Origin of the sequence: Paenibacillus hubeiensis (genome assembly GCF_032334105.1) — a bacterium.
GTDB classification, from domain to species: domain Bacteria; phylum Bacillota; class Bacilli; order Paenibacillales; family Paenibacillaceae; genus Paenibacillus; species Paenibacillus hubeiensis.
Map to the genome: position 1 here is coordinate 22229 of NZ_JAVYAE020000018.1, position 13970 is coordinate 36198.

Below are 13970 nucleotides of genomic sequence, written 5' to 3' on the forward strand. Positions count from 1 at the left end.
CTTATTTTCATTGAAGTATCGTCTTAACTACTATTGACTACATATTACTTTAAGCTCTATCCCTGTAATTTCTAGAATGTACCCGTATGCTGATGCTAATATGTTTATCTGTTCATCCGTCATCTTCTCCTTAGAAAGACCAGGCTGTACAATATAGACTTCAAACTCCACGGGTTTAAACCGGCTAAGTTTGGAATAATGCATGATATTGTTTAGATTTCCATTAAAGAATCTCGTGGCTCTTCCGCGCCGATTGCGTGGATTGTTTCTTGTCTGCATGTGTTTACACAAGTCTACAAATCTCCATGCCCACTTTACTGAGCGCGAAGCTTGTCCACAAACTTCCATAACATCCTTTACTCTTTGTCCAGCACTGCTTCCTCCAGAAAACTTACAGTGAATAAGCGCTACCTTTATTTTATCGGTTTCTTCTAAGATACAAATAACATCTGCAGCTTCACCTGAGTCATCATCATCAAAAACAACCTCATAACCTTTATTAAAAAACTCTTGAATCACTCTATGTTGAATAGAATTCGTTCTAACTATGCCATCTTTCCACTGTGACTCTTTAGTAATATCTATCCCATCCCAATTCCATGAATCCAAAAGTATTAGTGGGAATGCTAACTCTTCATTCTTTTTTGGCTCAATAAGTAAATTCCCGTCTAACTCTGATCCATCTACAAATAGTAAACTAGGTGGATAGTCTCGGAACCACTCTTCTAATCTTAATCTTATTTTCCCAACCTTAATTTCCAATTCTGAACCAGAAACTCTTTCTACTCGATATCCCCCTTCATACAATGATAGAGAATATACAGCACAAAAAGAATCGTAAACTACTTTAAATAAGATTTGATTTCGCTCTTTTTGTGTCTCAACATATTCAATGCTATAGTTCGCGAATGAAACTTCACTGATTGCAGTTAATAGAGAAATTGAATCTTCATTTCTTTGTAAGAGTTCCACAGGCCAATCGATATTAAGTATTCCTTTGTCGGGAACACAATTAATGTCCTGTGGAATGATAACATTATCAATTATTTCTTCAGTGTTAATACTAGTATTTATGATTTTCTTACCGATATTATCGCACCACTTGATAAACCTAAAAATTGGACCTTGGTCCTTTGACCAAATCCTCCCCTTATAAGAACATCCAATACTTACGGGCATCCCTTCCTCAAAACCACTTCCATAAACATTAGATTTTGTAGAACTAGACTTTTGTGAAGGGCTTAGTGCTTGAGCAACATCAGCCCCTGTATACATAGCATAACGGAGATTTCGCCGCCCAGGCTTCTTCAGGCCAACATTCTGAAAAACCAATCTAGAAATCCCAACTAAAGTTCTAAAAACGGCATCCCCCATTTGAAGAGTAGCTGAATAATTAGAAATTGCATCTGCTAATTCTTGATGTAAACTACTTTTCTCACTGGAATGAATGAAAAGTAGTTTCAACTCTGGATTGTAGTATACAATATATAAATCCCATTTTTGATCATAGGTAGTCTTGACTCTACTCCAATTTACTTTTATCTGACTTTCAGTCACAAAATACAAAGAGTTTTCTGTCTCATTTATCCATGCACCACGTACTGTTTGGTTATCATTCAATGCTTGATAAAACTCTCTTGGAACAAACTGTTCACATCTATACACAGCCGCACTGTATTTAGGAAATAACATTTTTGGAGAGAGAGACTTACTTTCTTTATCATTCCTTGAAGAGAATAGTTGTTCAGAGTTCTGTAAAAATTCCACCATTTTGGCATGCTCTTTCATAGCTTCAGATGTATATTCTCTGAGTAGAAAATTCCAATCTGCATCTTCACTATACAACCTTTCAAGAGAACCCAAGGTAGCAGGGTTTGCGATATTAGCGATTACAGTAGCGTCACCTAATCTATCTCCAGATGTTCTGGTAAAACGGCCAATGAACTGTAATAGTACTGATAAACTCTTGTGCGTATCATGAACAGCTGCTATCTTCAATTGCGGTAAATCAAAACCTTCCCCTAACATATCTACACATATGACAATTCTAGATTCTCGGCTAATTACTTTATCTAGTAATTCTTTTTTACCGACAGACTTACTGTGCAGAATTATTGGCTTATGATGATTTGCTATGTTTCTATAGATAGTAAACACTTCATTAGCCCTATCTACGCTGGAACATCGAGCCATTAATATGTGGTCAAGCCCTTGTTCTAGATCGCTATTTAATATACTAATCGCCTTATCTGCAATGGTTTTATCTGTATGTTCATTCCTTAGTTCAAATACTGGTTGGAATTTAATAGGTTTAAAGTAACCGTCCATTTGAGCTTTTACTAATGGATACGAGTATATAATCTTTCCATCTACTGTTTTCCCATCCCTCCTAAATGGTGTAGCGGTGAATTGAATGACTTTTTTGTCTTGAAAAGCATCCTTAATTAAGTTCCAACTCTCTGCGGCTACGTGATGAGCCTCGTCTAATATAAGACACCCACACTTGTTGGCAATCAAATTAAGAAGTGATGAAGCAGTCCCCTGGGCTACTGTATTTATAGTGGCAATTACTACATTGCAATCATTGAAGATCTCCAGATCTTCTTCTTGCACTGGTCTTTTATTTAGTACTCCAACTATCGGGTTAGGGATATCATAAGAAATATTACCAAGTAGACGTAACAAACCTAATTTTAAAAACTTTTTTGATATTTGATCTCTTAAAGCTTTGGAAGGTACGACGACAAGCAGACTTCCTTCTATAGGGTAATTAATCATTGTTGCGAGCATCGTTTCTGTCTTCCCAGTACCTGTTGGCATAACTATCGTTGCAGCTTGCTTTGAAATGCTCCAATGAGCACCGATGGAATGAAGAGCCCCTATTTGGGGTGGTCTTAATCCCCGAGCAATTAATTCTCCTCCCACTCCAGATATCTCTTGTTTGAACTGAAATTGATGGACCCACGCCTGTTTTATATCATCATTGTTTAAAACAGAATCTAGCCTTCTATGCCATATCCACTTTAATTCTCCATCACTATCTAATAATACTCCGTCTACACCTAAATCATTGGGGATATTCTTTATTTTTTTTGATGTGACAACTATCCTTTCGCCGTTTTCTAATATGTAGAGCATATCCTTTCGTTTATTAAAATATTGCACTTCAGTCTGACTAACAATGACTGTCTCTTCAGCTTGTCTTATCATGTTAACGGAATAACCTACTGAATACTTTTTCAAGGGTCTTTGGATCTCAGGCAGAGTCAAAATTTCAGTAGTTAGCATGGATTGTCTCCCCTATTATAAGTTATGTGATGAAGCCACTTTTGATTTCACAACTATCAATAATCCTATTATTTTTTCCTTCTCAATCTTAATAAGGCTAGTTCTGCTGCATTTGTAATACCATGATAGATCGTATCCTCATTGTAAATTCTTTTGGAATTATTGTTATAGTGCTCAGCTATCTTCGCTAAACTCCAACCTTGAATTTGATAGTGTACCAGCCACTTAAAATGAACCATCACTCTTTTTTCTCTTTGTTTTATATATCCTTGCTCCTGTAAAAAGGTTTCAGTACGGTCTCTATATAGTTTTTTATACTGTTTATATAGATTATCTATTACTGTCTCGAATTCTTTCCAAGTTTTTTCCCTTGGATCCCAAGCCAGACCTGTGTAAATCAAATCTCTACTTTCATATAGTCGATGAAACTCCTCTTTATCATTTTGTAAAATCAATGGAATAACTAGACCTTCATAATGAAAGCTCATCCATTCCAATTCGCCAAGGCTTACATTTTGATTTAAAACACCACTAATAGTCCCTGGAGCAAGCGCAAACGGATATATTTGTTCGAAGAACAAATTATAATTTGTTTCCTCTAGCCCAATAGCACGACTTAATTCAACAGTATCGTCCTCCTCCTCAAAGAAGACACTTTCCGAGAGAGACAATTTTTCTTCATTAGGCCATGTTAATCTATAACTCTTAACCTGTTTCAGTTGTTCAACAGCCACGTTATATTGCTTTGCTATTGCTTTCAATTCCCTCCACTTCTTTTTTCGACTGTGTGGTTGACAATCATCATAATAAAAAGATAATGCAGTTAAACCTACACCAGCATAAAAATCAGAGTAAGATTGCAGGTTAAATTTATCAACCCAAGATAAAATTGAATCTTTAAGATCCAGATACTCCTTAAATTGATTCTTAGAAGCATGTTTTACATACTTCCATTCGCTGGGCCACGGGAGTTGCTCCACATTAAATGATTTTTGATTCGTTTTAAACCAGCGGTATGCCTGTTCATAATTACTATATGAGCCCTTTAACTCATCACATATTTCAGGAACAAGATCCTCGATTAATTCTAAAAATAGCGATACAGCGTGGTATGTGTTACTATCCAACATAAGGTTTGAATCTTTATCAGTCACTCTCTTTGGATGATAGTATAATCCTCTCATCTGCAGCGCCCCCTTTGTTATACCCATCATATTGTTATCTCCAAAAAAAACAAATGAATTTAAAAAAATGTTTTTAATTCAATCAGATGAGAACGACCTCATTTGTTAACTTTTCTGAATACTTGTATAGAATCCTAAAAGCAATTCATAATCCAGCCTTTAGCGTGTTAGTCACTCAAAAAAAGACCACCACTTCCAATTAGGTATTTATCTAATCATAAATAGGAACATGTTCTTGTCCATTTCGGCAATCGGTAAAAGTTCTTGTCCTTGGCTCTGGACAAGAACTTTTACCGATAAAATAAAAAAGCCGCTAAAATAGCGACTTCAAAGGGAATATGTTCTTGTCCCTCGACAACTATACAGTCTTAACTCTCATCCTAGTCCCAACACTTTTGTTTTAGGAGTTAAGGGGATTTTACAGCAACGGATAATTTTATACATTTTCATTTTGGTATATTGTTGGATCCGGTATTCCTGCTTGATTAAAAGCTTTTTGACGGGCAAGACATGATTTACACTCACCGCAGTGTTTATCATTTGTTGACTCTATACAACTCCAGGTTTCTTGAAAAGGCACCTCCAGATCTCTACCTATGATAAGTACATCTGACTTGCTTTTTTCTAAGAAAGGTGTGTGTAGTTGAAAGACATTACTCTCTTGACTATTTTTTTGTGCTATTTCAATACTTTCCTCCATGGATTTAAAGAATTCTCTAGTAAATTCGGGCCCTAAAATTTTATCGTCCGCATGAATCGCAATAAAACATTTATTAACATTATGCTCAAGAGCATATGCAACAGCTATTGAAAGTACAATAGAAGTGCCAAATCGAATATACCCACCAGGGTTAGCGCCGCAGGTTGGAACCTTTCCATTAAACAAAGAAATCATTGAGGATATATCAATAGTTTCTACCAACATATTTAAATCTTCTGCAATTTTATTAACGGATTGAACTTCATTAAAACTATATGGTTTTCCCTGATTCATATAAATCCCTATAGGAGCATAGCCCTGAGCATTTAACCAATATGTTAGCGATGAGGAATCCGGTCCTCCCGAAAGCAAAACGATTACTTTTTCTTTCATACTTGTTCTCCTTGCGAGTTTTTATTTTCTATTTTATCCAAATAAAACAAAAAATACATATATCAAGGTATTAATTGTGCTGTATGTTATGGAATGAGATATCACTACCTGGTCAAATTAAAAAAAGATATAACTCGAATATTATTACCATATTTATCCCATAATGAATTTATAATGAATAAAATCTAAACTGGAGGTTCTAGGAAATGAGAAAACGTGCAATGTTGATGATCTCAGGGGGAATTGATTCTGCTGTAATGGCTTATAAAATGAAAGCTGAAGGTTGGGATGTTTTTGGAGTTCATGTGAATTCTGGGCAGCCCAATAATATCAAGGATAGGAGAGCTGTTAATACACTTTCGATTAATTTAAATATTCCGATACAAGTTATTGAAATTCCTGGATTAGTAAATAGCTTTAAGGGATACTTACATCCTGATTATGAAAATTATGATCAGACATGCTGCGAGACGAGTCGGCCATTCTTAGCGGTAACATCAGTTTGTGGTGTATATGCTGATATTACTGGATTCGATACCATGGCTATAGGATATCTAAAGGAAGAGCTTGATGAATATGAATCTAGGTATTCCAATCTAGATCAGGTACAAGAGTTATTTGCGCAAGCCGTAAGTGTTGGTCGAGATAAGGAATTCAAAATCATTATGCCATTAATTCAGTACAGCAAAAGGGACATTGTACGAATGGCTGTTGATCTAGGGGTACCAATGGAAACAACATGGGGATGTTGGGATGGAAGGGCATTTCATTGTGGAGAATGTGCTGGATGCTTGGCAAGGAAAGCAGCATTTTCGGCCGAAGGCATTGAAGACCCAACTATATATTACTCTTAAATTTTCTCATGTTTTGCTCCAACTCAATAGGATGTGGAGCAAGTCTGGGTTGTCCCCGACTTCAAACGTTAATTATTATTTGTTAGTTAGAAGGCAACCGAGCACATTGACCGGTTGCTTTCTTGTTATTTCATGAACTATCGTTTCCCATTAGCTTAATCCCGAGACCCCTCAGCAGCCCGAGAGGTGATAGCCCCAATACTTGAATATGGTGTTATTGTTTGATATGCCATCTAGGAAACACTAACATTTCTTTTACGTAATTTCTTAAATTCCGTGTATTTCTTATTGGACTTAATAAAACTTAATATCTTTTCGGCACATTCTGTTGGATTCATCTCTTGCGTATTTACTTCGAGGTCATATTCATCAAAGCAATATAGGTTTGCTAAATTGTGAAGCTGCTATGGAATCATCAAGTATTTGTGAGACAACTTGATGATCTATTTCTCTTGGAGGTTCATCTGGAGATTTATTGTTAATAAACTCATTGTATTTATTAAAAAAATCATCAATTGATAAATGATAAAAAAGAATTACTTTCTGATTTATCATTTCAGTCGATATGGAGGTCTTTCCGGAACTTGAAGTTCCATTTAGAAAAATTAATATCCCTTGCTTCAATCAATCATCCCTTCGAAAAATAATCATTGAGTATCTTTCAGATAACATTATATTTACAATTTTAGTAAAATTATATAATCGGAGAATATTAGAGAAACGATTGAATTATCCTGCCCGTTAGCTTAATTCGGAATAATGAGTCTTTATAAACCTTTCCTGTCTTTGTTGCCGCAGAGACAAATTAAAAACGAATAAACTGTAAATACGTTCATTCGTTTTTAATTTGGATATTCTTCGGCGGGATTACTTTTGCATTTCCGAAAAGTTGATCAAGGTTGTCGGCTATAACTAAACAATTGGTATACATTATGTCATCTTCAATAAAGTGAACCTTCTTACCATCTTCAATTGCAGCTATAGTTACATTAATTTCTTGATTGCATAAAATTATTTGGATTATATCAATAATTAGTTAATTCCGTACTCTTTAAAACTTCCCAGGTACATCAAGTTACTTCGAAAGTTGTCAGACCCATTCAACTCTGTTTGTAATCTTTCTAAAAATATGATGACATCTTCTACTAATAGAGAACTAGATTCAATTCTACTTAAAAACATTAATGTAAGCTCTCTCACTTCTTTCAAGGCAAGATCCTTTCTGTTTTTTGATGCATATTTGCATAGGTAATGTAAATCAACGTTCACTTTACTTATCTTTATAAAGGGAAAGTTACTGTTTGCTGTTTTCAAACCTCTCATCATATTTAAAACAACACCTAGCGAATAATAAATCTCTGTGAGCTTCTCCGATCTTCTCTTTTCCCATTTCTCTCTATAAATCTGTCCTATAGTATCGAAAATAATAAAAGTTAAAAACGCTTCCTTAATTTTGGGCAAAAACCCTATGTACATATTATATTGATCTAATGTATATTCCTGACCCATCATCTTACTCGCCAAGCGCATAGGGTTATAAAAAACACTTGAAAAGATGCCCGATGTAAAACCATCTAAGATTGAAAAACCATACAATGTGCCTGCTAGCCAATATAATTCTATTCTAAATCGTAAAAAGATGTACAAGATTAAAAATATTATTACTGCTGAAAAATAAAAACTACCATTCAATATCTCATTGCTTAAATTAGATATCGACTTCATATATGCTGTTAATTCTTCTACGGTTAAGCTACTGTCGACTAAATAATCCATATACGCCTTGTTTTCTTCGAGCTGTGAAAGAAATAAAGCCTCATCTTTTAAAAGCTCATGAAATATTGCTTGAGGGTTATCTGGTAGTTCCTTTTTTATAATCTTAAAAGTCTCTGTGATAGTATCACTTATCCCTGTTTTAGCATCAATTTCAATTGAGAAAAAGACGTCCTCACTATATTTATTCTCAGTAGCATACCTATAAAAGGCACCCGGGACTACCTTGTTAATGACTTGGAACAGTAACATTGATATCCCTATACACAATGGAAAGTACAGTACGAGCATACATAACAAAATTCCACTCTTTATTAAAAACTTATCCCCCAGTTTCGACTTATTCATTGAACTCCCTCACTTTGAAATGGTTCTGAAATTGAACACAGATGATGATCCGGCTCTCACTCTTAGATCCACACTTCTCCATAATCCAGCTGTACATCAAGCCTTCATTCACAGACGGACGACTACTCCTTTCTTCGCAGGCATACAAAAATCCCCTCTGATATCCAGTGCTTGAGTTCATTGTAACACGATCTCTTTTATCACTGTCTATCATGAGGAGATAATTGATAATAACCACTCCCATAAAGGAGTTTTGATTCTTTTATTTTCTTTTCACTGTATATCCTTTATCCTCCAACAACTTCACAATCCCGTGATCGCCCAGGTAGTGCGCCGCGCCGACTACAATGAAATACTCTTCGCCTTTGCCGTTTTTCAGGTATCCGTCGATCTTGTCGGCCATGCCAATGTTACGGTCGATCAGCATCGCTTTGTTGTATTCCTCGTCATCGGAGAAGCTGTTCGTCAGCTCCAGCAGCTGCTCGTCGTTGCCCGTCTTCCACATTTCAGCCATTTGATCCACGCTGTCATCCAGCACGTCGAAATTGTCCAATGTTGCTTTCAGCGTTTTTTCTTGCAGCTCTTTCGAGAAGCTATTGAACATGCCCAGTTGGGATTCATACGACTCCAGTTCGATGACCGGAAGTTTGCGCTCGATCGCTTTCTGAATGAAATACAGGTCTACTCCAGCGGAAGCTTCATAACCGGCTTTCATGGATTTCAGGCTTGCCAGCGTGCTCTCCACAACCCACGGCTTGAATGTATCCAGCGCATTAGACTCCATTCCGTTTTTCTTCAAAATCTCTCCCAGTTGAGCATACGTCTCGCTGGAGATGTGGTCCTTCAGCGTTGTGCCATCCTGGTACGATCCCAGATCGAGCACCAGTTTCTGTTGAGCTTCATCCGCCGCTTTGCTGATATCGATCTCTACTCCAAGATAATCCGCCTCGGCAAATGCCTCTTCAAATTCTTTACGCAACGGATAGAAGCTATCATCCGCAATATGCATCGAGCCTACCAGGTATACGGTGTTGCCGTTGCTTTCGACTTCCCACATAAAGCCGCGTCCGCCGGTCTGAACGGTTTCTGTTGCCCCGCCTTTGGAAACCAACAATACCGTACGCGTCTTCGCATCCCAGTTAACTTCGTAACCTGCAGCGTCTCCAACGATGCGGATCGGCGCATACGTTACGCCATTGATGCGCGTAAGCTTGCTTTTCAGCGTAATCGTCTTGCCGTTAACCACGGCTGTAATCGTATCATCCGTTGCTGTCGTCAGCTTCACGTCCATGGCGTCCAATGTAGAGCGCAGCGGCACAAGCGTTGTTCCTTTATCGTTAACCGGTGCACCAACAGTGTACTCAACCGTTTCGTCATTCACTTTTACCGAGGTCTGCTGCGGCGCGGCCATCGCCGGCACTGCAGATGCGAGCAAACCGACCGAGATCGTCAGGGACAAGAGCATGCGTTTCCAGTTTTTCATATTATGTACTCTCCTTTAAAATATATAGTAGATTAAATCTATTAGCCCAAAGAAGTAACTCCATCAATATTACGATAATAGACTGGGGAGGGTTCCACCTTTTTCCTAGCATGGCCCCTCTTCCCGTTTTGCGATTTTACTTCTTACTTCCAGCAACCCACAGCCAAGCAACAGCAATAACAGCTACGGCCCCCATCAGCGCACCTTGCACGGCATCCTTTGTCGAAGATCCTTCAGCACTTGCGAACGATCCTAGCAAAAGAATAATTGCAGCCGCGCTTAACATCATAAGTGATTTTGAACTCATGTTTTTAATCACATTCAGCGCCTCCAATGAATTATTGTTATGTCAGAGATTCTGTTATCGTCGGAAAACACATACACAGGCAGCAGCAGCAGCAGCAGCAGCATATAAGCTGCCTTCAATATTAAATTTTGTACGCCTTCATGGCTTTGAAAAGCTCCTTGAACGTAGGGCGTTTGCCGTACATCAGGACCCCGGTACGGTAGATTTTTGCCGCCAACCAGCCAAAGGCCAGAATCGATACGACCAGAATGGCCAGCGATACCCAAATCTCCCATGTCGGCGCAACGCCCGCCCCGATGCGTACCAGGATCGCCGTAGGCGAAGTGAACGGCACGAAGCTGGCTACTTTCAAAAGCAAAATGTCGGGTGCAGAAATGCTAAAGAGCGCGATATAAAAGGAAGCCAGGGAAAGCATCGTAATCGGCAGCACCGCCTGCCCAAGCTCCTCCGTACGGCTTACCATCGAACCGATCGCCGCAAACAACACGGCATAGAGGAAGTAACCCAGAATGTAGAAGATCAAACCATATACAATGACGGACACGTTCACGTCGCTCAGGTTCATACTGAATTCGCTCAATACGCCTTGATTGTGAGGCAGCATGATATTCCCTGCGATCACTGCTCCGAAAATGCCGATCTGCAGCATGCCCACCAGGAAAATCCCGATGATTTTGCCGAACATCTGGCTGAGCGGGGACACGCTCGTAATCAAAATCTCCATGATCCGCGAGCTCTTCTCGGCTGTGATCTCGGAAGCGATCATGTTGCCCGTCATCATCGTGGACGTAAACAACAGGATGATCAGCAGGTAAACCACAACATAGTTGATCGGACTCATGCCGTTGCCGCCTTCTTCAGCAGCGCCATTCTGGCCTGCCTCGAGACTTTGCGCAGTCACCTTCACGGGTGTGCTGATCAATGCCTTTTGTTCTGCGGTCAACGTGTTCTGCGTAATGACATCCAACTTCACGCTCTGCAGGGCAGCTTCAATGGAAGCGATAATTTGCGGAGAGACGTCTTCTGCCGAATAGAGTACGGGCTGCGGGAAGCTCTGGTTCGTCGCAGGCTCCAGTTTCAAATACCCGTCCAGCAATTCCGACTCCACGTCGGCCTTCAAAGCGGCTTCATCCTTGCCTTCATCGGATACGAAACGATAAGCCTGATCTCCCTGCGCTGCGGAGAACGCCTGCAGCTTGCTCGCGATCTCATCCTGGCCTTCGCTCAACAAACCGATGTTGACTGGATTGGCACTCGTTCCTTCACCGCCTGAGCCGCCATTAAACATATTGATAAAATACGGAATATTAATGCCGATGGAAATCAAAAGCGCAAGCACAATGGTTGTGACCACAAAAGACTTCGTTTTGACTTTATTCTTAAACGTAAAGCCGACAATCGTGCCCATCTTATTCATTCGACTCACCTACCTCACGAATAAAGATTTGGTTCAACGTTGGTTCCTTGATTTCAAAATGTTCTACCGTCGTCTGCGACATGGCCAATCTGAGAATCTCCTGAGCCGCTTCCGCTTGTCCGATTCGGATCTGATACCCGTTCTCCGTACGGTCCACTTTGGTGACGCCAGACAACTGCTCCAAACCATTCACTTGGCCAGTAGTGCTTAAATACACCTGCTCGCGCGGATATCGGCCTTTGATCTCCTTGATATCCCCCTGAACGACCGTGTTGGAACGATGGAGAATCGTTATTCGGCGGCAAAGCTCTTCCACATGCTCCATCCGGTGTGTGGAGAACAGAATGGCCGTTCCTTCATCGCGCAGCTCCTTAACGGTCGATTTGAGCAATTCTACGTTGACCGGATCGAGACCGCTGAACGCCTCATCCAAAATCAGAATCTGAGGCCGATGCACCACGGCCGCGATGAAGCCCATTTTTTGCTGATTGCCCTTGGAAAGCTCTTCAATCTTCTTATCGTAATATTCGGGCACTTCGAAACGTTCGAGCCAGTATTTCAGGCTTTTGTCGGCATCCTTGCCGCTCATGCCGCGCAAACGTGCCAGGTAATTGATCTGCTCGCTAACCTTCACTTTGGGATATAACCCCCGTTCCTCGGGAAGGTAACCCATGATTTGCTGCAGCTCCGCATTGTACGGTTTGCCGTTATAGCGAATCTCGCCGCCGTCCGGGTGAATCAAGCCCAATACCATGCGCATGGTCGTCGTTTTCCCCGCTCCATTCGCCCCCAACAAGCCATAAATCTCACCTTCAGCCACATCAAGCGTGACTCCGTTAACCGCCGTTTTGTCTGCATACTGTTTGACGACTTGCCTCAATGCCAGTCGATTCATCGTTCATCGTCTCCCTTCGGTGATCTCCATTGTGCCGGAGCGTATCCGGCAATCCAAAACTCCAGCACCTCATCGAGCTCAAGGTTCCGGACTTTCAAAATGTTTGCTTCGGCCAAATCCAGTCGCTCTCGCGCTTCGCTGATCCTTGTCGTGATCACCCGAATGAGTCCGCCGGCTTCACGGTACGAGTCGACGGCGCCCGGGATGCTCTCCGGCTTCAAGTCCCCTTCGTACCAGACCTCTCTCCACTGGTCGAGAACGACGTCTTTCTCCGCGATGCCCAAGCACTGTCCGCGGTTCATCAATATGATGTAATCCGCTAATCGCTTCACCTCATCGGCAATATGCGTAGCAATCAATATGGTGGTGTCCCCGTTTTCCATGAAGCGGCGGAACTGATCCACCATCGTTTTCCATGCAAAGGGGTCCAGCCCCGAGGATGGCTCATCCAACAGCAGCAATTTCGGCCTTGAGGCCAAAGCGGCAGCAATTTCAAATTTGCGGCGTTCTCCTTTGGAGAGTTTAATGAGCTTCACGTCCTGCGGAACTTCCATCTCATCCATAAGCCGATTGAACAGGTCCATGTCCCAGCGAGGATACAAGTAGGCACGGAATCGGGCCGCATCCTTCGCAGTCACATGATTTTCTTCCACCGCGCCGTCGGTCACGAAACCGATCTGCTGCTTGATGTCAAGGGGCAGTTCTCCAGCATGAGTTTGGCCAAACCAGCGTATCTCGCCCGCATCCGGCAGCACGATCTGCTGCAGCATGTTAAGCAGCGTGGTTTTGCCCGATCCGTTATGGCCGAGAATGGCCACGACATACCCCTCCGGAATGTTCAGGTCAATCGGACCGATCATTCTGCGCTTTCGCATTTTGGAGACACCCTTCAATTGAACCGCCATAGCTTCCATCAGCACATCACTCCCTTGCCTTCGGATTGTAAACGTCTGCGACAACTTCTTTAAACAACGTTAGCATCTCTTCTTCATCGCAACCGACCGACTTGCCTGCCTGAACCGCAGCGCGCAGCGCATCCCTGGCCGCCGTAAATTTATAATTTTCCCGATCCCCCGCTTCGACCTTGGCAACAAATGTACCCGTTCCCTGCTTGGTGCGCAGTAATCCCTCGTTCTCCAAGTCCTGATACACCCGGCGAACCGTGATGACGCTGCAATTCAGCGATCCCGCAAACTCCCGAATGGACGGCAAATGTGTTCCCTCCCCCAATTGGCCAGTAATGATTAATGACCTTAACTGGTTTTCAATTTGGTGATATAAAGGTTCAGCGCTGTTTTCATTGATTTGAATCGGTATATTCATGCCTT

11 protein-coding genes and 1 pseudogene are annotated in these 13970 nt (G+C 41.1%); 1 reads left to right on the forward strand and 11 read right to left on the reverse strand.

What is annotated here, in order from left to right:
• Positions 1-30: 30 nt before the first annotated feature.
• The 3 genes from RSX24_RS28400 to RSX24_RS28410 all read right to left on the reverse strand — a co-directional run bounded on the left by RSX24_RS28400 (position 31) and on the right by RSX24_RS28410 (position 5565).
• Positions 31-3288 carry a DEAD/DEAH box helicase gene (locus RSX24_RS28400; protein WP_343262457.1) on the reverse strand — a complete coding sequence of 1086 codons (3258 nt, stop codon included), beginning with the start codon at positions 3286-3288 and terminating at the stop codon, positions 31-33.
• A 68-nt stretch (positions 3289-3356) separates the two neighbouring features.
• Positions 3357-4502 (reverse strand): hypothetical protein, encoded by a 1146-nt coding sequence (locus RSX24_RS28405; protein WP_343262458.1) that lies wholly within the window; start codon positions 4500-4502, stop codon positions 3357-3359.
• A 406-nt stretch (positions 4503-4908) separates the two neighbouring features.
• Positions 4909-5565 carry a 7-cyano-7-deazaguanine synthase gene (locus tag RSX24_RS28410; RefSeq protein WP_343262459.1) on the reverse strand — a complete coding sequence of 219 codons (657 nt, stop codon included), beginning with the start codon at positions 5563-5565 and terminating at the stop codon, positions 4909-4911.
• Positions 5566-5771: 206 nt separating this feature from the next.
• Here RSX24_RS28410 and RSX24_RS28415 point away from each other — a divergent pair, with 206 nt between their 5' ends.
• Positions 5772-6419, forward strand: coding sequence for a 7-cyano-7-deazaguanine synthase (locus tag RSX24_RS28415; RefSeq protein WP_343262460.1), 648 nt, complete (start codon positions 5772-5774; stop codon positions 6417-6419).
• Positions 6420-6652: 233 nt separating this feature from the next.
• Here RSX24_RS28415 and RSX24_RS28420 read toward each other — a convergent pair.
• The 8 genes and pseudogenes from RSX24_RS28420 to RSX24_RS28455 all read right to left on the reverse strand — a co-directional run bounded on the left by RSX24_RS28420 (position 6653) and on the right by RSX24_RS28455 (position 13965).
• Positions 6653-7043, reverse strand: a pseudogene (locus tag RSX24_RS28420) (phosphotransferase-like protein).
• A 408-nt stretch (positions 7044-7451) separates the two neighbouring features.
• Entirely contained in the window at positions 7452-8540 is a 1089-nt protein-coding gene (locus tag RSX24_RS28425) for a hypothetical protein (protein WP_343262461.1), read from the reverse strand.
• A gap of 262 nt (positions 8541-8802) precedes the next feature.
• Complete coding sequence (locus RSX24_RS28430; RefSeq protein WP_343262462.1) at positions 8803-10023, reverse strand: TraB/GumN family protein; 1221 nt, start codon at positions 10021-10023, stop codon at positions 8803-8805.
• A gap of 136 nt (positions 10024-10159) precedes the next feature.
• Positions 10160-10342, reverse strand: a complete 183-nt coding sequence (locus RSX24_RS28435) for a hypothetical protein (RefSeq protein ID WP_343262463.1) — start codon at positions 10340-10342, stop codon at positions 10160-10162.
• Positions 10343-10451: 109 nt separating this feature from the next.
• Entirely contained in the window at positions 10452-11747 is a 1296-nt protein-coding gene (locus RSX24_RS28440; protein WP_236417453.1) for an ABC transporter permease, read from the reverse strand.
• The gene (locus RSX24_RS28445) at positions 11740-12642 is read right to left on the reverse strand and encodes an ABC transporter ATP-binding protein (protein ID WP_236417455.1); all 903 of its coding nucleotides are present in this window, start codon (positions 12640-12642) and stop codon (positions 11740-11742) included. Before RSX24_RS28445 ends, RSX24_RS28440 begins: the two co-directional genes overlap by 8 nt.
• Entirely contained in the window at positions 12639-13556 is a 918-nt protein-coding gene (locus tag RSX24_RS28450; RefSeq protein ID WP_339275918.1) for an ATP-binding cassette domain-containing protein, read from the reverse strand. Before RSX24_RS28450 ends, RSX24_RS28445 begins: the two co-directional genes overlap by 4 nt.
• 7 nt (positions 13557-13563) lie before the next feature.
• Positions 13564-13965 (reverse strand): GntR family transcriptional regulator, encoded by a 402-nt coding sequence (locus RSX24_RS28455; protein WP_236417459.1) that lies wholly within the window; start codon positions 13963-13965, stop codon positions 13564-13566.
• Positions 13966-13970: the final 5 nt, after the last annotated feature.

Bases quoted from the DNA above. Each gene is read 5' to 3' on its own strand.
- RSX24_RS28440 (WP_236417453.1), bottom strand. From the start codon at position 11,747: ATGAATAAGATGGGCACGATTGTCGGCTTTACGTTTAAGAATAAAGTC.
- RSX24_RS28410 (WP_343262459.1), bottom strand. From the start codon at position 5,565: ATGAAAGAAAAAGTAATCGTTTTGCTTTCGGGAGGACCGGATTCCTCA.
- RSX24_RS28400 (WP_343262457.1), bottom strand. From the start codon at position 3,288: ATGCTAACTACTGAAATTTTGACTCTGCCTGAGATCCAAAGACCCTTG.
- RSX24_RS28430 (WP_343262462.1), bottom strand. From the start codon at position 10,023: ATGAAAAACTGGAAACGCATGCTCTTGTCCCTGACGATCTCGGTCGGT.
- RSX24_RS28405 (WP_343262458.1), bottom strand. From the start codon at position 4,502: ATGATGGGTATAACAAAGGGGGCGCTGCAGATGAGAGGATTATACTAT.
- RSX24_RS28455 (WP_236417459.1), bottom strand. From the start codon at position 13,965: ATGAATATACCGATTCAAATCAATGAAAACAGCGCTGAACCTTTATAT.
- RSX24_RS28450 (WP_339275918.1), bottom strand. From the start codon at position 13,556: ATGGAAGCTATGGCGGTTCAATTGAAGGGTGTCTCCAAAATGCGAAAG.
- RSX24_RS28425 (WP_343262461.1), bottom strand. From the start codon at position 8,540: ATGAATAAGTCGAAACTGGGGGATAAGTTTTTAATAAAGAGTGGAATT.
- RSX24_RS28415 (WP_343262460.1), top strand. From the start codon at position 5,772: ATGAGAAAACGTGCAATGTTGATGATCTCAGGGGGAATTGATTCTGCT.
- RSX24_RS28445 (WP_236417455.1), bottom strand. From the start codon at position 12,642: ATGAATCGACTGGCATTGAGGCAAGTCGTCAAACAGTATGCAGACAAA.